Genomic DNA, 20156 nt, shown 5'->3' with positions numbered 1-20156 from the left:
TCAGACGCAGCTAGGAGTATCCGTGAGAATCCTCTTCGTCGCGAGCGGCAGCCCAGCGACGGTGTTCGCCCTCGCGCCGCTGGCCACGGCGGCGCGCAATGCGGGTCACGACGTGTTCATGGGCGCCGTGGAGGACATGGTTCCTTACATCGCGGCGGCAGGAATTCCGGCGCTTTCCATCGCGCCGTCCTCGATCAGGCGATTCGCCACCATGGACCGTGCAGGCAATCCGGTCATCATGCCCGAGACCCCGGAGGAGGAGTTGGACTTCGCCGGACACTGGTTCGGGCGGATGGCTGCGGGCAGCATGGACGCGCTGCGAGAGGTCGCCGCGAACTGGCGCCCCGACCTGGTGGTCGGTGGTTCGATGTCCTTCGCTGCCGCGCTGATCGCCGCCGAGCGGGGCGTTCCCTACGTACGACAGGCCTGGGACACGGGTGACGCCTGGCGCACGGACCCGGCCGCGAGCGACGAACTCCAGCCGGAACTGAGGGCGCTGGGGCTTGAACGGCTGCCCGAGCCGGATCTCTTCGTCGACATCTGCCCTCCGAGCCTGCGGCCCGCGGACGCACCGCCCGCGCAGATGATGCGCTGGGTCCCGGCCAACGGGCAGCGGCGGCTGGAGCCGTGGATGTACACCAAGGGAGACCGGCCGCGCGTGCTCGTCACCTCAGGCAGCCGGCTGGTGTTCGCGAAGAAGACCGGGTTCCTGCGGGGGCTGGCCGCCGACATGGCCGCACTCGACACGGAGGTGGTCATCGCGACGCTGGACGAGGTCGCGGACGAACTGAGGGCGGAACTGCCCGGCGTACGGGCCGGGTGGGTCCCGCTCGACGTGGTGGTGCGGACCTGCGATGTCGTCGTACACCACGCGGGCGGGGTGACCGCGCTGACGGCGATGAACGCCGGTGTCCCGCAGCTGATCGTGCCGCAGGGCGGGAACTTCGTCGAGGCGGGCGTGCGCATCTCCGACTTCGGAGCGGCCGTCACCGTCGACGAGAACACCCCGGAGGCCGTCGAGAAGGCGTGCCGGGAGCTGATCGGGAACCCCTCGTACGCCGAGCGGGCGCGGGAGCTCTCTGCAGAGATCGCGGCACTGCCGCTTCCCGCCGACGTGGTGGGAGCGCTGGAGCGGCTGGTCTGACGCTCCGTACCGGGGAACGGGCCGGCGAAAGCCGGCCGAAGGCAGACAACGAACAGATCGAGAAAGGGAGAGCACGGCATGAGTGAGTCGGATCCGATCCGCGTGGTGATGGCCAAGCCCGAGGCGGGAGGTAAGGGGGCGGCCGCACCGCCGACCCTTGTTGAGGCCTTCACCGGGGCGGGCCTCGAAGTGATCCAGGCCGGCGACGACCAGAGCCCGGTGGGCCTGGTCGACACCGTGGTCCGCGAAGGCGCCGCGGTCATCTGCATCTCCAGCCTGCTGGGCGATCACGAGGCGCTGTTCGGCGGCGTCCTCGACCTCCTCGCCGAGCGCGGCGCGGGGAAGGTCACCGTCATCGGCGGCGGCATCATCCCGACCAACGACGTCACGGGGCTCAAGGCGCGCGGCGTCGCGGAGATCTTCTCCTCCGGCACCCCGGCGTGGGCCGCGGCGGAGTGGGTGCGCGACCACGTCCGTCAGTCGTCCGGCGTCTGACACCAGCCGATTCCCGGGCCGGGCACCGAAGCGGTGCCCGGCCCGGGGCGGCTCCCGGCTATTCCCTCGACTTCATCTCGGCAGGATCGGCAGGAGACGACGATGCGCGTCCTCATGATCAACACCCCCGTTTCGACCCACTTCACCCCGCTGGTCCCGCTGGCGTGGGCGCTGCGCGCCGCAGGCCACGAGGTGCTGCTCGTCGGCCGCGAGGACGTTCTCGGCGCGGCCGCGTCGGCCGGCCTGAACGCCGTGGGCATCGGTGACCGGCTCAAGCTGGACGACATGCTCGTTGAGCGACTCGGCGGCAAGCGGCCACTCCAGTCCTGGGGCAGGCCCGCCCTGGAGCAGCTCTCCAACGTCGGCTCCCTGTGGATGCCCCAGACCCTGGACGTGCTGCCGGCCTATCTGGACCTGGCCCGCGACTTCCGCCCCGACCTGGTCCTCTCCGACCCGATCGAGTTCATCTCGGCGATCGTGGGGGAGGAACTCGGCGTCCCCGTCGTGCAGCAGCGCTGGGGCGTCGATCCCCTCTCGGACCAGGTCCGCGGCGCCGCCGAGACATGGTTCGAGGGCATCCTCGCGGAGCGCGGCCTGACAGGGCTGCCGCGCCCGGCGGTCCTGCTCGACCCGTGCCCGCCCAGCCTTCAGCTGGCCGGCACGACTCCCGGTACCCCGATGCGCTACGTCCCCTTCAACGGCAACGGCCGGGTGCCCGAGTGGCTCCGGCGCGATGCCAGGGAGCGCGGCACGGCCCGGCGCGTCGCCGTCTCACTGGGCGGCCGCACCCTCGCGTACAACGGCGTCCCCCTCATGAGAAACATTCTGGACGCGCTCGGCGCACTGCCGGACACCGAAGTGTTCGCGACCGTGGAGGAGGAGTACCGAGAGGCCCTGGGCGAGGTCCCCGGCAACGTACGGGTCATCGATCCCGTCCCGCTGCACCTGCTCCTGGGCTCGTGCGGTGCCGTCGTCCACCACGGCGGTTCGGGTACGGCGATGACCGCGAGCGTCTTCGGCCTGCCGCAGCTCGTCCTGCCTCAGCTGGCGGACCAGTTCTGGCACGGCGACGCGCTCGCCCGGGTGGGCGCGGGCATCGCCATCGAGGAGGCCGCGCGCCAGGACGAGCCGGAGCCGGTGCGCGAGGCCGTGGCCGCGCTGCTCGACGAGCCGTCCTACGCGAAGGCGGCGGGGGAACTGCGCGAGGAGATCGCCGCGATGCCCGCACCGTCCCGGGTGGTGGCGGACCTGGAGGAGCTGGTCGCGGCCGGCTGAGTTCGCGGCCCCGGGCTCACAGGTCTTCCTCGGCCGACGAGTCCAGGGTCTCCAGTGCGGATTCGAGCAGCGCTTTCCGCTTCTCCTCCGGGTCGCCCTCGATGGCCGGCAGAAAGAAGGCGCCGAAGTGCACGCTCGCCAGCGCGTCGGAGATGCGGACCTGGCTGCGGACGGATGCGCCGTGCTCGTACATCAGCTCACCGATGGCGGCGACCCGGTCGTTGAGGGTCTGGCCGATCCCGAGGGCGCGTAGTGCCGCCCCGCTCTCCTGCATGATGCGGAACAGCGGGGCGGCACTCATGAGCACCTCGCTGTAGCGGCGCAGTACCTCCCGCTTGGTCTCCAGCGTCCGTGGCTGCGTCCGCGCCCACGCGACCAGCTCGTCGACGGGTCCGCCGAGGCCCTGGGAGATGGCCACGAGGATGTCTTCCTTGGCCTTGAAGTGGTAGTAGAGCGCCGCCTTGGTGATGCCGAGTACTTCGGCGATCTCGCGCATCGTCGTCTTCTCGTAGCCGAGCTCGACGAAGAGATCGAGGGCGACGGACTGGATCTTGTTGCGGGTGTTGGCCCCGCGTACGTGCGGTGTGCCGCCCATACGTTCTCTCCTGTGCTCGTCGGCCGCCCCCTAAGACGATTCTACTTGACGGCCGGTTAGTTGGTGCTCTAGCTTCTCCATTGTATTAACTTACCGTGCGGTTGGTAAGTAGGGCTGCTCGACCGCCCTGCCGCACTTTCGGCTCATGTCACCGGGCCTGCCCGCCCGACTTGATCAAGGGAGCAGACCATGGCGCACGACTCGACCGCGGGAGGGGCGACCGTCGGGGTACCGCCGAATCGCCGATTGTTCGCCGTGATGATCGCGGCCGTGGTGGCCATGCTGCTCGCGGCACTGGACAGCCTCATTCTGGGCACCGCGATGCCGACCATCGTCGGCGAGCTGGGCGGGCTGGTGCACCTCTCGTGGGTCGCCTCCGCGTACATGCTCGCGACCGCCGCCACGACGCCCATTTGGGGCAAGCTCGGCGACATGTACGGCCGCAAGGGCGTCTTCCTGGCCTCGATCGGCATCTTCCTCGCGGGCTCCATGGTGTCCGGCCTCGCCCAGTCCATGGGGCAGCTCATCGGATTCCGGGTCCTGCAGGGTCTCGGCTCCGGCGGTTTGATGGTCGGTGCGCTCTCCCTCATCGGCGAGCTGGTCACCCCGCGTGAACGCGGCAAGTTCCAGGCCATGGCATCGGCCGTGATGGGCGTCGCGATGGTCGGCGGGCCGCTGGCCGGGGGCTTCCTCACCGACCACCTGGGCTGGCGCTACTGCTTCTACCTCAACGTGCCGCTCGGCCTCGCCGCCTTCGTGACGATCGCGGTGGCGCTGAAGCTGCCGAAGAAGCGCTCCCAGGCTCCCATCGACTACCTGGGCGCCGCCCTGGTCGCCGTGGTGATCACCTCGCTGGTGCTGGTCACCACTTGGGGCGGCACGCGGTACCACTGGATCTCGCCGGTGGTCATCGGCCTGATCGCGGTCGCCGTGGCGGGGGCCTTCGCCCTGATGGCGGTGGAACGCCGCGCGGTCGCCCCGGTGCTGCCGCTGACCGTCTTTCGCAGCGCCAACTTCAGCTGGGCCAACGTCGTCTCCTTCCTCTTCGGCTTCGTGATGGTCGCCGCGATGACCTTCCTGCCGATCTATCAGCAGACCGTGCAGGGCGCCTCGGCCTCCAGCGCGGGACTGCTCATGCTCCCGCTCCTGCTCGGCATGGTCGGCACGAACGCCTTCGTCGGCCAGCTCATCTCCAAGCAGGGCGACTTCAAGCTGTACGCGATCACCGGCGGCATCCTCCTCCTCGGCGGCATCCTTCTGCTCTCCACGATGGACACCACCACCGGACGCCTGGAGACCGGCATCTACATGGCGGTCTTCGGAGTCGGCCTCGGCCTCCTGATGCAGGTGACCCTGTCCGTGGCGATGGAGAGCGTCGAGATGAAGGACTTGGGCGTGGCCTCCTCCACGGTCACGCTGACCCGGACGATCGGCGGCGCCTTCGGCGTCTCGCTCGCCGGCATCATCTTCAGCGACCGGATCACCGCGAGCATGGGAGCCGCGGGCGGCGCCGTCAACAGGCTGAGCGCGGAGAGCCTGCTGAAGCTGCCGGACCCGGTGCGCGAGGCCTATGAGAAGGCCGTCTCCGACGGCACGCACTGGGCCTTCCTCACTGTCTCGGCGGTCGCCGCGGCCACACTCGCGGCCTCCTGGTTTATCAAGGCCAGGCCCAAGCCCCCCGCTGCCCCGTCGGCCGTGACCACGTCGGCCGGTCGCATGGGCGCCGGCGGCTGAGCCGCCGCACACCACCCATCACACTCACACGCCCGACATCGACGAGAAAGCGGGGGACGCGCCGTGCAGGCAACTGAGGCGAAGGTGCCCGGTGTCCACGTCCTGACACCACGACAGATCAGGGACGAGCGCGGGGCCTTCTTCGAGTCCTTGCGCACGGACCTCATCGAGGACATCGTTGGGCAGCCCTTCGAGGTCAAGCAGATCAACTACTCCGTGTCGCACCGCAACACCCTGCGGGGGATACACAGCGTCACCATCCCGCCCGGGCAGGCCAAGTACGTCTCGTGTGTCCGCGGCGCGTTCCGCGACTTTGTCGTCGACCTCCGCGTAGGGTCCCCGACCTTCGGGGAGAACGACAGCAACATCCTCGACGCCGATTCGGGCCGCGCCGTCTACATCCCCGAGGGCGTCGGGCACGGCTTCCTCACGCTCACCGACGACACCTGCATCTGCTACGTCCTGTCGAGCACGTACGTCCCCGGCACACAGATCGACATCGACCCCCTCGACTCCGATCTCGCCCTGCCGTGGGGCTTCTCCGAGTTGCCGTTAATCTCGAAGAAGGACAGGAGGGCGCGCTCACTGGCCGCGACCCTGAAGGCCGGACTGCTCTCCGAATGGACCGACGGCGGCTGATCGCGGGCCCGTTCCCGGTGCCCTCTGTCCCACGCGCCTGCTCGCACATGTGCCCTTCCTCCCCTCGGGGGCGGCCCGGGCGGGGCGCGTGCTCTCTTCCCGAAGGAACATGATGCGCGTCCTCTTCGTCATCACGCCCGTCGCCGGCCATCTCTCTCCGCTGACGCCGCTGGCCTGGGCACTCCGCGACGCGGGGCACGAGGTGCTGGTGGCGGGACAGCCAGACATCGTGCCCACAGCCCGTGCCGCGGGCCTGCACGCCGCAACCGTCGGTGAGCCCTTCCGCATGGACCAGATGCTGCTCGGCCGACTCCCTGCCGGGCAGCGGCTGCTCCAGTCCTGGGGGCGCTTCCCGGACCTGGCGCAGGCCGCCGACTTTGCCCGCTCCTGGGCCGACCACAACAGGACAGTCCTGCCCGGGTATCTGGAGCTGGCCCGTGCCTTCGGCCCGGACCTGCTGGTCGGCGACATCCTCGAATTCAGCGCACTGATCGTCGGCGGTGCCCTCGGCGTCCCGGTCGTGCAGCACCGCTGGGGCGTCGACCCGCTGTCGGAGCCCACCCGGATCCAGGCCCGCGAGGCCCACGCGGACCTCTGCGCGGCGCAGGGCCTGCCCGGTCTGCCCGACCCGGTCGCCGTACTCGATCCGTGCCCGCCCAGCCTCCAACTTCCCGGCGTGGCCATAGGAATGCCGATCCGGCATGTCCACGCGCACGGCAACGGCACGCTGCCCGACTGGATACGGAACGAGTGGGCGGCCGAGGCGTCCGAGCCCCGGCCCCATTGGCCCCGGCGCGTGATCGTCTCCCTCGGGCGCAGCACTCTCGCACTCAACGGAGTGCCCCTCGTCCGCGGCATCCTGCGGGCGTTCGCCGATCTGCCCGGAGTGGAGGCAGTCGCGACGGTCGAGGCGGAATACCGTACGGAGCTGGGCGCCCTGCCGGCCGGGGTACGGCTGGTCGACCCCGCGCCGTTGCACATGCTGTTCCGCACCGCCGACGTGGTCGTCCACCACGGGGGAGCGGGGACCACGATGTCTGCCAGCTACGCGGGGCTCCCGCAGCTCGCCCTGCCGCAGCTGGCCGACATGTTCGCCTGTGCCGAGCAGCTCGTCCGCACCGGAGCCGGCCTCGCCCTGGAAACTGCCGCCGAGCAGGACGACCCCGCTCGGATCAGCGCCGCCCTGGCCGAACTCCTCGCCGAACCCCGGTACACGAAGGCCGCCTCATCGCTCGGCCGGGAAATGGCCGCGATGCCCGCGCCGTCCCGGGTCGTCGCGGATCTGGAGCGGCTGGTCCGGCACCCGGCCTGATCCCGCCGGTCACGGCCCGCTCCAGTCCGCGCCCGCACACTCCTCCGGCTCGTTCTTTCCCTCGTTCATGAGAAGAGGCACGTAGATGAAGGCACTGGTGTTGTCGGGCGGCACGGGAGCCCGCCTGTGGCCCGGCACCCACTCCCTGCCCAAGCAGCTGATCCCGCTCGCGGGCAGGCCCGTCGTGGCCCATGTGCTCGACAGCGTCCGGAGCCTCGGCGTACGCGAGGCCGGCATCGTCGTCGGGGAGGGCGGCGAGCAGATCGAGCGGGTGCTCGGCGACGGCTCCCGGTTCGGCCTCTCCCTGACCTGGCTCCGGCAGGACGCGCCCCGAGGCTTCGGCGATGCCCTCTCGCTCGCGCGCGACTTCCTCGGGGACGACGACCTCGTCGTGTACCGCGGTGACACCCTCGTCACTGGGAGCGTCACCGACCCGGCCGCCGCGTTCGCCGCGGCGCGCCCCGCCGCGGGCGTCGTCGTCCCGGAGGCGGCCCCGGACGTGGAACTCGTCCACTACTTCACTCCCGCGGTCCACGAGGCGGTGGCCGGGCTCACGGCGGCCCGCTCCGGTGGCGCGTCGACCCCGAACAACGCCGTTCGGTGGCTCCGCGCGCACGGCGGCGACGTACGGACCGACACCTGCACCGGGTACTGGCGCCGCATCGAGACCGCCGACGACGTGCTGGCCGCTCACCGCACCCTGCTCGACGCGCTGACGCCCTCGGTCGACGGCGACGTCGACGAGCGGAGCCGGATCACCGGCCGGGTGGTCATTGAGCCCGGCGCCAAGGTCGTGCGGTCCTGGATCGAGGGCCCCGCGGTCATCGCGGCGGGCTCGGTGGTGGAGGAGTCCCACATAGGCCCGCACGCCACCATCGGCCGGGAATGCTCGGTGCATGGCACGCACATCGACGACTCACTCGTTCTCGACGACGCCACGGTCTGGTCCGTCGGCCGTCTCCACGGCTCACTCATCGGCCGCCACGCGCACGTCAGCGCCGCCCGGCAGGACGGCACACCGCGTCGGCGCCTCGTCGTGGGCGACCACACCCGGATCGAGGTGGCGGAGTGACCGGGAAGCGGCGGCGCGTGGTGGTGCTCGGCGGCACGGGATTCCTCGGCAGGCACCTGCGGGCCGCGTTCCGGGCGAAAGGGGACCACGTGGTGTGCGTCTCACGGACGTTGCCAGGCAGGTTGGCCGGCACCGACGCGGACGAACACTTCGTCGCACTCGACCTGCTGACCGCGAGCCACCAGGAGCTGCGCTCCCTCCTCACCGGCGCCGACCCCGACATCGTGGTCAACGCCGCGGGCGCCGTGTGGAAAGTGACGGAAAAACAGATGATGGCCGCCAACGCCGAGTTGGTGACCACCTTGATCGCCGCACTGCGCGAGATGCCCCACCGGCCCTGGCTGCTCCAGCTGGGCAGCGTGCACGAGTACGGCGCGGGCACCCGCGACAGCGGCCTCGCCGAGAACGGCGTGGAGGCCCCCGTCACGCCCTACGGACGCTCGAAGCTGGCCGCGTCGCGCAGTGTCCTCGACGCGGCGGACTCCGGCGCACTCGACGGGGTCGTCCTGCGCATGGCCAACATCGTCGGCCCCGGAGTCCCCGCCGGCAGCCTCCTCGGCGACGTCGCCGCGCACCTGGAGCGCTACGCCGAGAACCCCGGTGCCATCGATGCCGAGCTGGTCTGTCCACCGCTGCGGGCGGAGCGGGACTTCGTCGACCTGCGCGACGTCGTCGACGCCGTGGTCGCGGCGGCCGGCGCGACCCGGGCCGAGGTCTGCGGCCGCGTCATCAACGTCGGCAGCGGACGCGCCGTCCGGGCCGGCGAGGTGGTCGAGCGGCTGCTCGCGCTGAGCGGGCTACCGGTCCGCCTGGTGGAGCGGCCGGCCGTTGGCGGCGCGGACGGCGTCGACTGCCAGAAGCTGGACATCTCCCGGGCCCGGAGGCTGCTCGGTTGGGAGCCGTGCCGGGACCTGGACGCCGCCCTGTTGGGGCTGCTGTCCGGCCTCTCCCTCGTGTGAGGCCGGACGCGACGTCCGACGAGTGACGCCCCGAACGATCCGAAGCCTAGCCCCCGCCGGCACCACCGCCGCAATCCACAACGGAGAACCTGATGCGTGTCCTGTTCGCAGTCTTTCCCGCCGTTGCCCATGTGCACCCCATCGTTCCGCTGGCCTGGGCCCTGCAGAACGCGGGTCACGACGTACGGGTCGCCATCCACCCCGATGCCGTCGGCCTCGTCACGGACGCGGGCCTCGCGGCCGTGCCGCTGGGCGCCCGCCACAAGCTCGCCGGAGTCATCGAGTTCAACTCCAACCTCGACCGGCTCGACTCGCTCGACGACGCGCTCTCGCTGGACACCGGGGACGACAGCGGCCGCTGGGAGACCCAGTGGGAGATGATGCGCAACGTCCTCTCGGTCTACACGCCGGTCATGCCCGACCTGGTGGACTTCGTCCAGGGCTGGAAGCCCGACCTGGTCGTCTGGGACCCGTTCTGTGTCCCCGCCGCCGTTGCCGCCAAGGTCGGCGGCGCCGCGCAGGCCCGCTTCCTGTGGGGGCGGGACAACATCGGCTGGCTGCGGGCAAAGTCCCTGGCGCGGCTCGCGGCCGGCGGCGCGGCGCCGGCCGACGACCCGCTGCGGTCTCTCATGGACGGCATGCTTGCACCCTACGGCCTGGAGTACGAGGAGGAGTTCCTCACCGGCCAGTGGAGCATCGACCCGATGCCGCAGGGTATGCGGCTCCCCGTCGATCTGCCGTACACCTCCCTGCGCCGTGTGCCCTACAACGGAACCGCCGCGCTGCCCGCCTGGGTCCACCAGCGGCCCGAACGCCCCCGGGTGGTCCTGACACTCGGCATCGGCGGCCGGGGGCGGCAGCTCTTCCGCCAGAGCGGTGTCTCGTTCCCCGAGGTGGTCCAAGCGGTGGCCGGGCTCGACGTGGAGCTGATCGCCACCGTCGGTGCCGCCGAGCGGGAGGCGGTCGGGGCGGCTCCGGACAATGTCCGGCTGATCGATTACGTTCCCCTCAACCACCTGCTGCCGACCTGCTCGGCGATCATCCACCACGGTGGCGGCGGCACGTTCGCGGCGTCCGTGGCGCACCAGGTGCCGCAACTCGTCACGCCGATGCCGTTCTGGGGCGAGGCCGCCACGGCCCAGTACGTCGCCGACAACGGTGCCGGACTGGTGGTCGACAGCGCGCAGTTCACCACGGAAACGCTGCGCAAGTCGCTCACCCGGCTCCTTGAGGACCGTTCCTTCCGGGACGGTGCCGCCCGGCTTTATCAGGAGATGCGCGAAGCACCCGCCCCCAGTGACGTGGTGCCGCTGCTCGAAGAACTGACCGCACGCCATCGCGGCTGAGCCGTCGACTCTCCCGACCGACCGACCGACCGACCGACCGACCGACCGACCGACCGACCGACCGACCGGACAGGAAGGATCACCGTGGCAGCGGCGACCGTTGTGCCGTTGGCGTCACCTCGTCTCGCGCTCCTCGTGGGCAGCACCCGCTCGGGTGGTGCCGACAGCACCGTGGCGCCGTGGTTCCTCGACCGCGCCGAGGCATACGGCTTGGGTGACGTCGACGTGATCGACCTGGCTGCGGTCGAGCTGCCGGTGGTGACGGGCGCCGTTCCCGGGGAGGGACCGCCGCGGGTCGTGGCGGACCTCGCCCGGCGCATCGAGGCAGCGGAGGCATTCGTCGTGGTGACTCCGGAGCACAACCACAGCTTCCCCGCACCGTTGAAGAACGCCATCGACTGGTTTCGGCAGGAGTGGTACGCCAAGCCGGTCTCCTTCGTCTCCTACGGCGGCGTCTCCGGCGGGCTGCGCGCGGTGGAACAACTCCGGCCGGTTTGCGGTGAGTTGCACGGCGTGCCGATTCGGGGCTCCGTCAGCTCTCCTGGTGGGCGCAGTCGCTGACCGAGGCCCGCGTCAAGCGGCCCTACACAGCATGAGTACGAACAACGGCATGGGACAGCGGAGGAAACAGTGACGTCATCACAGAACGCAGGGGCTCTGCTGAGCGCGGCCGAGCACGTCGCCGCCCTGGCGGGCGACCAGGCGGCCCGCGCGGACGAGACGCGCCGCCTCGACCCGGATCTCATGAAGGCCGTGCTCGACGCGGGCTTCGCCCGGCACTTCGTCCCGCTCCAACACGGCGGTGCGGGGGGCACGTTCGCCGAGCTCACCGAGGCACTCCTCAGAGTGGGGTCGTCCTGCGCCGCCTCGTCCTGGAGCGCCTCGATCGTCGCGAGCCTCGGCCGGATGGCGGGCTTCCTGCCCGCCGAGGGGCGTGCGGAGGTATGGCAGGACGGCCCGGACGCCGTGGTGGTCGGCTCGCTCGCGCCGCTGGGCAGGGCCAGGGCCGTTCCGGGCGGTTGGCGGCTGACCGGTACATGGCCGTCCATCAGCGTCGTCGACTTCTCCGACTGGGCCCTGGTGCGTGGAGTGGTTCCGGACGGCAAGGGCCAGGCGCTGCGCGTCTTCGTAGTCCCGCGTCGCGCCTACGAGATCCAGGACACCTGGGACAACGCCGGTATGCGCGCGACCGGCAGCAACACACTGGTCGTCGACGACGTCTTCGTCCCCGAGACGCGGTCCTTCGAGGGCGACGACCTGTTCCAGGGGCGTCCGCGCAGTTCGTCGGCCACCTGCCACACCGTTCCGCTGCAAGCCGTCAACGGTCTGTCCTTCGCCGCCCCGGCTCTGGGCGCCGCGCGCGGGGCACTCGCCGTGTGGTCGGACTACGCCATGGCGAAGTTCGGCAGCGCTCCCAGGGAGCCGGGTGGCCCAGGAATCAGTCGCGGCTTCTACGCGTCCGTACTAGCACGCGCGGCCGGGGAGATCGACGCGGCGTACCTGCTGCTCGACAGGGCCGGCCGGGTCGCCGACCGCGGTGCGGCGGTGACACCGCTGGAGGCGGCCCGCAACACACGTGACTGTGCCCTGGCCGTCGAGGGTTCGGTGACCGCGGTGAACCGGATATTCGGTGCGGCCGGCACTAGCGGTCACTCCACGGCGAGCTCGCTCCAGCGCTTCTGGCGGGACGTCAACGCCGCAGCCACCCATATCGGGCTTCAGTTCGAACCCGCCGCGATCGCCTACGCGACGGCCCTTGCGGCTCGCGCCTCCGACACCGAGTAGCGCCTTCGGGGCATGGGGCGGCGTGTACACGAATCAGGGCTCGATCCCTCGTCATGACAGAGAGTGGGACCAAATGCTCGGCAGTGTGCTGCCGTCGGCGGTGGCCTGGGCGGAGGAGTTCGGTGACTTCGCCCCCGTCGAGCTATTCCCGGAGGAGAGAGCTTGGGTGCGCGACGCGGTACCGCGTCGCGTCAGGGAGTTCGGGACGGTCCGTGACTGTGCGAGACGGTCCATGGGAAAGCTCGGAGTGGCGCCCGTACCCATTCTGCCGGGAACGAGGGGGGAGCCCCGATGGCCCCCGGGCATCGTTGGCAGCATGACGCACTGTGAGGGATTCCGTGCGGCGGCGGTTGCCCGCAGCGGGGACATCGCCTCGCTCGGAATCGACGCCGAGCCGGATTCCCCCCTTTCCGAAGTCTTGCTGCCCAAGGTCGCGCGCCCCGAGGAACGGTCGCGGATCACGGAATTGGAGCGAAGCGACCCCACCGTTCACTGGGACCGTCTGACGTTCAGCGCCAAGGAGTCCGTCTACAAGGCGTGGTTTCCACTGGCTCGATGTCGACTGGGATTCCTTGATGTTTCCCTTTCGTTCAACCCACTGGCCCGAACGTTTCGGGCCCGGTTGTACGCGACCGGTCTCTTCCGCGAGGGGAAGCCAGTTTCGACCGTTACCGGCAACTGGATCAGCGAAACAGGCTTGATGTGTACGGCAGTTGTGATCCAAACCGAAGTGGACGTGCGTTATGCTGCGTCAAGCAGATTCTGATGGCAGGAACAGGCAATGGAACGCCGTCCGCCAAGAGGAATGACAGCAACTTTCTCTGCGGCGAACGACCGGAATGCCAGATTTCCTCAGGTGTTCCCCGCGCGACGGGCTGCGTATACAACGTGGCCGACCATCCCGTATTCAATTGGAGTATCTTCATGTCCGCAGAAACCAACTCCGTAGGCCAGGCCTCCGCAGGCTCTCGGGTGCGGAACCGGCTCATCGCCCTTGTCGCCGCCGTGGCAGCGGCAGGGGTAATCTGGCTGATCGGTAACGCGGCCGGCGCTGCACTCGTCGTGAAGCAGAATGGTGTAACGGAAATTACTCTCGCGGGAGCTCTCGTCAGCACGCTTATGGCCGGCCTTGCCGGATGGGGGCTGCTCGCGCTCCTTGAGCGCTTCACCACACAGGATCGGAAGATCTGGACGTATGTCGCCGGCGCGGTCCTGTTGTTGTCCCTTTTCCCCACGGTCTTTGCTGATGCCACCAACGGAACGCGCGTGACGCTCACCGCGATGCACCTGGCGGTGGGTGCTGTCCTCATCCTGCTCTTCCGCCGATCCGCGCGCGAGGCCTGAGTATCTCTCGCGGATAGTTCCGGGTGGCGGGCGAACGGGGCATGGCAACGGGACCCGGTTCCGGCGTGCGGTGGTCGACATCCACAACACGTCTGGAAACAGGTCCCGTTGGTGGTGTCTCCGACCTGATCACCGAGACCGGTGAACACACCGAGAGACTTGGCGAACTCCATGCGAGTGCTTACGGCCGCCCCAGGATCAGGGCGGCATCAGGAACATGAGGAGAAAGGCCTGGTGACAGCCCTGCCCTACTGGCTGCCGAGTCGGAACCCGACCCCGCGAACGGTGACGATCCAGCTGCTGGATCCGAGCTTGCTGCGCAGGCTGCTGACATGCGTGTCGATGGTCCGTCCGCGCAGCGGCATGGACTCACCCCACACCTGAGCTGCCAGTTGCTGCCGTGGGATGACCGTATCGGGCCAGGAAGCGAGCAGATGGAGCAGGTCGAATTCCTTGCGGGTCACCTCGATCGGTCTTCCGCCGAGTCGTATCTCTCGCGAGTTCACATCGATCCGCAGAGGGCCGTGCTCGATCACCTGCTCCAGGGGCCACTGCGGCTGGGTCCTGCGCATGACCGCTTCCATGCGGGCCATCAGCTCGCGGAAGCCGTACGGCTTGGTCATGCAGTCGTCGGCGCCGGCCTGCAGGGCCAGTACGCGGTCGAGTTCGGACTCGCGCGCCGTGACCGCGATCAACGGAGTCTGGCAGGACGCCCGGATACTCCGGCACACCTCAAGTCCGTCCAAGTCGGGCAGGTCGAGGTCCAGCAGGATGAGGTCGGCGTTCTGGTGCAAGTGCAACGCCCTGGCGCCGGTGGCAGCGCTCTCCACTCGGTAGCCGTGTCGGCGTAGTCCTTGCGCGAGTTCATTCGTGGCGCTCTCCTCGCTTCCGACCGCGAGGATCGCCAGAACGCCCTCCCGCTGTTGCTCTGCCGGCTGTGAGGCGGTGGCGCGGCGGGGCTGGTGGATCGGCGGATTCACGTGAAGACGTTTTAATTTTCCGTGCTGCATTGTGCTTGTCGAGATCTGCCCCACTTGCTCCCCCTTGGTGATTAGAATGCCCGCTCTATGTGAGAGGTCATTGCAGAAACATGGGCCGTGATACGCCGTGCGGCCGCTGCGGCTTCTCGACCCGCAGCGGTGGTGACGACGGCGGAATTACAACATACCGCCCCAGGGTGAGGGGTGGTGGGTGTATTCCTCGTTCTCGCATCCTGGTGCGCCGCCCTCGCGGAGGTGCATTCCCAAGAAGTGAAAGCGATGGCTCGAAGTGATGGGGGACAGGTCTGTCATGAGCGGTCCGGGGTAACGCGCATTCATGATCCTTCTTATGGATCAAGCGTAACAATCGCTTTCCGTTGAGGCAAGAGACATCTTTTGCGTCACGGTGCGTTACTGCTCACGGAGAGTAGTCCGCGACACTCGAGGGGGGATTAGATGATGGCTCAATGGTTTCGAACCCAGGCTCATTTATGACGTTTCGGTGAATTGGCGGCCAGGACGGGCGGGGATGCTCCGAGCGAGCTGCCATGAGCGCATGGACTCGCAACGTAACCGTAGGTGGTTGCCAGTTCCGCGCGATAGTGACGAAGCTTCCCGGGTTGATCCCGCCGATCAATATGCAATCTCGACCAAACCGGCCCATCGTTCAGTGGCCACTCTGCGAGATGCCGTGCGGTCTGGGTGTCGTATCGCGAGGGGCGCCCCCAGTTCCCGATGCCTCTAACTCAATAAGCGGAGTGCTGTATTTCGTATCCGAGGTAACCGAAAGCCACTCGTCGGGGCCGGATCGATGCCAAGTTTCTGCTCCGGATCGATCCATGGAGCCGGAACTGGATCATGGGAGTCCGCTCAGCAGGGCGCGACCCGGCAGAGATACAGAGGGCAGTGCGTTGGTTGTCAATTCTCTGTCAACTGCTTGCCTCGCCTCGGACGGTCGAAGAAGCTGTGAAGCGGTCTCCGGAACGGATTTTTGGTCGGAGTGCCCATTCGCCACCGATGGCGAGGAAATACGAAGGGTCATGTGTGAAACCCCATGGGTCACAGGACCGATCGGTGATCGGCGGGGATGTTTTCCAGCGCCCTGGGCGTGACGGCGAACCCGTCGCCGTTCTTCGAGCCTGCCGCCCACGCCTGAACGCATGGGAACCACGGGCCGTCCGGGCCCAGCCGGTTCTCACTTCTTCCATTCCAGTAGAGAGCGGTTCTCATGAGAATGCCCAGGACGCTGACCAGCCGCGCGCGTGCCGGCACCTCCGCTGCCGTAGTGACGATGCTGCTGGGTACCGCGATCGGTACCTCGGGTGGCACCGCCACCGCGGCGGAGGCCACGAAGGGCAAGGACAACGTCGTCCTCCAGTGGAATCAGACGACTTACGATGCCCTGGTGAAGAAGGCCGCGGAGGTCAACGGCCTACAGCGCCCGCCGCTGGGCAGTCGCTCGCTCGCGATCGTCCATACCTGCATGTACGACGCGTGGTCCGCGTACGACGCGCGGGCGGTCGGGACCCAGTTGGGCGACGACTTGCGCCAGCCGTACCACAAGCGCACGCTCGCCAACCGGAAGACCGCCATCAACTACGCGGCGTACGACGCTCTCAACTACCTCTACCCCGAGTTCAAGAGTGACTTCGACGCCAAGATGATGGCGCTCGGCATGGACCCGGCCAACACGTCGCGGGACACCAGGACTTCTGCCGGGGTGGCGCACACGGCCTGCGACGCGGTGATCGCCGACCGGAGGACGGACGGCTCCAATCAGGAGAACGCCTTCGCCGACACCACGGGCTACACCGCGTTCAACCCGCCCCAGGACTTGGCCGCGCTGGACAAGTCGACCGTCCTGGACCCGGTGCGCTGGACCCCGCTCAGCACCAACGGGGTCGTCCCGCCGTTCGTCACCCCCCAGTGGGGCGGGATGAAGCCGTTCGCGATCAAGGACCCGGCGGCCTTCCAGCCGCCGCCTCCGCCGGCGTACGGAAGCGCCAAGCTCAAGGCGGACATCAAGACGATGATGGACTACAACGCCAATCTGACCGATCGCCGGAAGGTCGTTTCGGAGTACTGGCTGGAGAACCGGGAGACGCCCGCCGGCCACCAGAACAAGTGGGCGCAGTACATCTCCCGCCGCGACCACAACACGCTGGACGAGGACGTGAAGATGTTCTTCACGCTCAACCTGGCCATGGCAGACGCCGGCATCGTGGCCTGGAAGAGCAAGGTGCGCTACGACTACGCGCGCCCGATCACGGTGATCCGCTACAGCCGGTCGGGGCATCAGGTGAGTGGATACGCTGGTCGTGGCAAGGGCACGCAGACGATCGCCGGTGAGACCTGGCTGCCATACGTCACGACGCCGCCGTTCGCCTCGTACGTTTCTGGTCACGCGATGTGGGGCGGCACGGCGGCCGAGTCGCTGAAGCTGTGGACCGGCAGTGACAAGTTCGGTGCCTCCTTCACGGCCAAGGCCGGTTCGTCCGTCTACGAGCCCGGCCTTACCCCGGCCTCGGACGTGACGCTCAAGTGGGACACGCTGAGTCAGGCCGCGACCGAGGACGGCATGTCCCGCGTCTACGGCGGCGGCCACTGGACGTTTGACGTCGTGGAGGGCCAGAAGCTCGGCCGGACCGTGGCCAAGACCGCGTTCGGAGCGGCCATGAAGTACATCAACGGCACCGCCTGAGGCCTGCGCGCTCCGCTGATCTCCTCGGGAGGGGACCACCTGCACGGGAGCTCCCTGGCGGTGGTCCCGTGGCGGCCGGGTGACGGTCACGGGCTCGCGGCCGTCGAGGCGGGTGCACGTATCGTCGGCTCATGTCTGCGTAAGGCTCACTCACCACTCGGTCCGGTGGCATGGAGTGATGGCACTGCAACGCATCATTACGATTGTGGTGTCGGTGCGGCGTTCAGGGGGCGTCGCGGTTCAGACGCAACCGATCGTCCGGCCGCCAATCGTCATGACTCACCTTCAAGGAGTGATTCGTGAAGTCCTCCCTCCACCCCGTTCGCGCCGCCCAGGCCGCGGCGGTCGGGCGCCGCGCTGTTCATGGTGGCCTTCCCGGGCCCGGCTCGCGCCGAGTTCGAGCGCGGTCCGCACGTGCGCCGCGCGGGAGCGGCCTCTTCCGTTCCGTGCGGCTTCTTCCGGTATAGCGTCCGTGAGTCCCGCTTCGCCGCGTACAGTCACTGCGGCACGACGACGACGGTGCGGTTGCATGTCGACGTTTCTTCCTCGGTCTGTCGCCGACCTCACCGTCCTCCCATGGTCGCTCGCTGAACTTTTACCTGGTCAGAGCGACGATGAAGCTACCGCGCACACCACGTAAAAACTGGTTCCCCAGTCCGCAGGACGGCTCCTGCGTAAGGAGGCAGGCCCATGCTGAAGGAAGGCGTCCTCAAGGCCTACCGGCACTACGCATATCTGCTGCGGTGGTAGGAGAAGAGCTGGTCGTTGAGGTCAAGCGATTTGAGGACGATGGTAAGTCTGCGCTCCGTGGCCAAGCCGTTTGGGATCAGCTTGCAGAGAATGGCCGCGCGACACGGTGAGGCGGGCTCGGTCATGAATATTTGGCTGCACTCCTATAAAACTTCGATCGTGAGCTCGTACGCCTCGCGAAGTCGTCCAGGCTTTCTGTAAGAATCCTACATTTCCCCTCGTCACGTCTATTGACGAGGTTCGGCATGTAATCTTCTAACTCATCGAAAACGGCTGGGAGCTTGCCGATGGCAGCGGATCTGCTATTTCGGTGCAGTCCCCCGGGCAGAGTTCCGCAAGGTGCAGGTCGGCCGACGCCCTGTCGGCAGACCTGGTCGAAGCGGCTAACCTCAATACCAGTGACTTAAGGGTCTCGGCTGGTACCGTGGCATCCAGGAGGTGCCTGGATGCCACGCCCTGGGCAGGTCAAGCCGGAGACGGATGAGCGGCTGTCGGACCGGATCGCGGTCGGGCTGCTGACACGCACGTTTCCGCCAGAGCTGGTGGACCGGGTGGTCGCTGAGTGCGGCCGTTCTGGTCTGCGCACTCGGCTGCTGCCGCCGCGGGTGGTGGTCTATTTCGTGCTGGCGATGTGCCTGTTCTCGGGGCAGGGCTATGAGGAGGTCGCGCGGCTGCTCACGCAGGGTCTGACCTGGGCGAAGCGTTGGTCGGGCTCGTGGCAGGTGCCGAGTACGGCGGCGATCTCGCGGGCGCGGGTGAAGCTGGGGCCGGAGCCTTTGAGGGCGCTGTTCACCGAGGTTGCCCGGCCGTTGGCGACCGAGGAGACCCGAGGTGCCAGGTATGGGCGGTGGCGGCTGGTAGCGATCGACGGCACGGTCTTCGATGTACCTGACAGTGAGCAGAACGCGGCGTACTTCGGGCGGCCGAAGACGCATCGCACCGAGCGGTGCGCGTATCCGCAGGTGCGGATGGTGGCGCTGGCCGAGTGTGGCACCCACGCCATCACGGCCGCCACGCTGGGGCCACTGTCGTCCTCCGAACCAGCCCTGGCCCGTGGGCTGTTCAGCCATCTCGGCGAAGGGGATCTGTTGCTGGCCGACCGTGGGTTCACCGGGGTGGAACTGTGGCGGGCAGCCTCGGCCGGCGGCGCGGACCTGCTGTGGCGGATTCGCTCGCATCAGATCCTGCCGGTACGCGAGGAACTTCCCGACGGCTCTTACGTGTCGGAGATCGTCGTCGCGAAGGACCGTAAGCGCGCCGACCCCACGCCCGTGCGGGTCGTCGAGTACACACTTCACGGCACAGGCTTTCCCGAACAGGACACCCCCTACCGACTGATCACCACGATCCTCGACCCCGAGGCCGCCCCGGCCGCCGACCTGGCCGCCCTCTATCACGAGCGGTGGGAGATCGAGACCACACTGGACGAGCTGAAGACCCACCAGCGCGGCCCCGCCCAGGTCCTGCGCTCCCGCTCACCCGACGGCGTCGAGCAGGAAGTCTGGGGCCACCTGCTGGTCCACTACGCCATTCGCAGCCTGATGCACGACACTGCGGACGCATCCCAACTCGACGCCGACCGGCTCTCCTTCACCCGCAGTCTCCGCCTCGCCCGCCGCCAGGTCACCGCGCAGGCGGCCTTTTCCCCCTGACCGCCTGGCCACAGCCCTCACCGAAGGTCTGCAGGAGATAACCCGACACCTGCTGCCCGCCCGCCGCAGACGCTTCAACCCTCGCGTCATCAAACGCAAGATGTCCGGTTTCGGCGTCAAACGCGACGAACACCGACACCCTCTGCAACCCGACCGGAGCCCGGCCGAGGCCGTCGCCATCGCCCCGCACTGGCGCACAGCCTCAATCAACCCACCAAAGAAGGTCCCACGAAGCTGGGACCTGATCCCTTAAGTCACTGGTATTGTCCCTAACCTCGATCTTTCATGACGGCCCATCAGGTGAACTGGTGGGTCATTTCGGTTTGTTGTGCCGGGTGCGGGCAGGCTCAGTGCCCGGCTGTCGCGTCGGGTG

Annotated in this window: 18 protein-coding genes; 16 read left to right on the top strand and 2 right to left on the bottom strand. The window is 68.4% G+C overall.

The features are described from left to right. Positions 1 to 22: 22 nt before the first annotated feature. The 3 genes from J1C73_RS05285 to J1C73_RS05275 all read left to right on the top strand — a co-directional run bounded on the left by J1C73_RS05285 (position 23) and on the right by J1C73_RS05275 (position 2914). Positions 23 to 1144 carry a glycosyltransferase gene (locus J1C73_RS05285; RefSeq protein WP_207315307.1) on the top strand — a complete coding sequence of 374 codons (1122 nt, stop codon included), beginning with the start codon at positions 23 to 25 and terminating at the stop codon, positions 1142 to 1144. Between the two features lie 78 nt (positions 1145 to 1222). After that, entirely contained in the window at positions 1223 to 1639 is a 417-nt protein-coding gene (locus tag J1C73_RS05280; protein ID WP_207315306.1) for a cobalamin B12-binding domain-containing protein, read from the top strand. Positions 1640 to 1741: 102 nt separating this feature from the next. Then, entirely contained in the window at positions 1742 to 2914 is a 1173-nt protein-coding gene (locus tag J1C73_RS05275) for a nucleotide disphospho-sugar-binding domain-containing protein (RefSeq protein ID WP_207315305.1), read from the top strand. 16 nt (positions 2915 to 2930) lie between these two features. On the opposite strand, the gene J1C73_RS05270 is transcribed toward J1C73_RS05275, so the two are convergent. Further along, positions 2931 to 3509 carry a TetR/AcrR family transcriptional regulator gene (locus J1C73_RS05270; RefSeq protein ID WP_207315304.1) on the bottom strand — a complete coding sequence of 193 codons (579 nt, stop codon included), beginning with the start codon at positions 3507 to 3509 and terminating at the stop codon, positions 2931 to 2933. Positions 3510 to 3698: 189 nt separating this feature from the next. Between J1C73_RS05270 and J1C73_RS05265 the strand changes: the two genes are divergently transcribed. The 10 genes from J1C73_RS05265 to J1C73_RS05220 all read left to right on the top strand — a co-directional run bounded on the left by J1C73_RS05265 (position 3699) and on the right by J1C73_RS05220 (position 13700). Beyond that, entirely contained in the window at positions 3699 to 5243 is a 1545-nt protein-coding gene (locus J1C73_RS05265) for an MDR family MFS transporter (protein WP_207315303.1), read from the top strand. Between the two features lie 63 nt (positions 5244 to 5306). Then, positions 5307 to 5882, top strand: coding sequence for a dTDP-4-dehydrorhamnose 3,5-epimerase family protein (locus J1C73_RS05260; protein ID WP_207315302.1), 576 nt, complete (start codon positions 5307 to 5309; stop codon positions 5880 to 5882). A gap of 112 nt (positions 5883 to 5994) precedes the next feature. Continuing rightward, positions 5995 to 7194, top strand: coding sequence for a nucleotide disphospho-sugar-binding domain-containing protein (locus tag J1C73_RS05255; protein ID WP_207315301.1), 1200 nt, complete (start codon positions 5995 to 5997; stop codon positions 7192 to 7194). 85 nt (positions 7195 to 7279) lie between these two features. Beyond that, positions 7280 to 8266, top strand: coding sequence for a sugar phosphate nucleotidyltransferase (locus J1C73_RS05250; protein ID WP_207315300.1), 987 nt, complete (start codon positions 7280 to 7282; stop codon positions 8264 to 8266). Further along, a complete protein-coding gene (locus tag J1C73_RS05245; protein WP_207315299.1) occupies positions 8263 to 9225 on the top strand; it encodes an NAD-dependent epimerase/dehydratase family protein in 963 nt (320 codons plus the stop codon). Before J1C73_RS05250 ends, J1C73_RS05245 begins: the two co-directional genes overlap by 4 nt. 92 nt (positions 9226 to 9317) lie before the next feature. Beyond that, positions 9318 to 10571, top strand: coding sequence for an activator-dependent family glycosyltransferase (locus J1C73_RS05240; protein ID WP_207315298.1), 1254 nt, complete (start codon positions 9318 to 9320; stop codon positions 10569 to 10571). A 108-nt stretch (positions 10572 to 10679) separates the two neighbouring features. Next, on the top strand, positions 10680 to 11132 hold the full coding sequence (locus tag J1C73_RS05235) for an NADPH-dependent FMN reductase (RefSeq protein WP_307797608.1): 453 nt from the start codon (positions 10680 to 10682) through the stop codon (positions 11130 to 11132). Between the two features lie 69 nt (positions 11133 to 11201). Further along, positions 11202 to 12356 carry an acyl-CoA dehydrogenase family protein gene (locus tag J1C73_RS05230; protein WP_306086592.1) on the top strand — a complete coding sequence of 385 codons (1155 nt, stop codon included), beginning with the start codon at positions 11202 to 11204 and terminating at the stop codon, positions 12354 to 12356. Positions 12357 to 12429: 73 nt separating this feature from the next. Continuing rightward, the gene (locus J1C73_RS35410; RefSeq protein ID WP_207315297.1) at positions 12430 to 13122 is read left to right on the top strand and encodes a 4'-phosphopantetheinyl transferase family protein; all 693 of its coding nucleotides are present in this window, start codon (positions 12430 to 12432) and stop codon (positions 13120 to 13122) included. Continuing rightward, positions 13122 to 13700 (top strand): DUF6069 family protein, encoded by a 579-nt coding sequence (locus J1C73_RS05220; protein ID WP_242643753.1) that lies wholly within the window; start codon positions 13122 to 13124, stop codon positions 13698 to 13700. The genes J1C73_RS35410 and J1C73_RS05220 overlap by 1 nt, the downstream gene beginning before the upstream one ends. A 248-nt stretch (positions 13701 to 13948) precedes the next feature. Here the strand turns inward: J1C73_RS05220 and J1C73_RS05215 are convergent, their stop codons facing one another. Then, positions 13949 to 14734 carry a response regulator transcription factor gene (locus J1C73_RS05215; protein WP_306086590.1) on the bottom strand — a complete coding sequence of 262 codons (786 nt, stop codon included), beginning with the start codon at positions 14732 to 14734 and terminating at the stop codon, positions 13949 to 13951. Between the two features lie 1174 nt (positions 14735 to 15908). Here J1C73_RS05215 and J1C73_RS05210 point away from each other — a divergent pair. The 3 genes from J1C73_RS05210 to J1C73_RS05205 all read left to right on the top strand — a co-directional run bounded on the left by J1C73_RS05210 (position 15909) and on the right by J1C73_RS05205 (position 19783). Next, positions 15909 to 17381, top strand: coding sequence for a vanadium-dependent haloperoxidase (locus J1C73_RS05210; protein WP_207315296.1), 1473 nt, complete (start codon positions 15909 to 15911; stop codon positions 17379 to 17381). Between the two features lie 363 nt (positions 17382 to 17744). Next, entirely contained in the window at positions 17745 to 17972 is a 228-nt protein-coding gene (locus J1C73_RS35890; protein WP_372446653.1) for a DUF6355 family natural product biosynthesis protein, read from the top strand. Between the two features lie 605 nt (positions 17973 to 18577). Then, positions 18578 to 19783 carry an IS4 family transposase gene (locus J1C73_RS05205; RefSeq protein WP_207315295.1) on the top strand — a complete coding sequence of 402 codons (1206 nt, stop codon included), beginning with the start codon at positions 18578 to 18580 and terminating at the stop codon, positions 19781 to 19783. Positions 19784 to 20156 lie beyond the last annotated feature (373 nt).

It is taken from the genome of Streptomyces laculatispora (genome assembly GCF_017353455.1).
GTDB classification, from domain to species: Bacteria; Actinomycetota; Actinomycetes; order Streptomycetales; family Streptomycetaceae; genus Streptomyces; species Streptomyces laculatispora.
The sequence above is the reverse complement of the archived record's forward strand: the minus strand, read 5'-3'. Positions and strand labels throughout refer to the sequence as shown.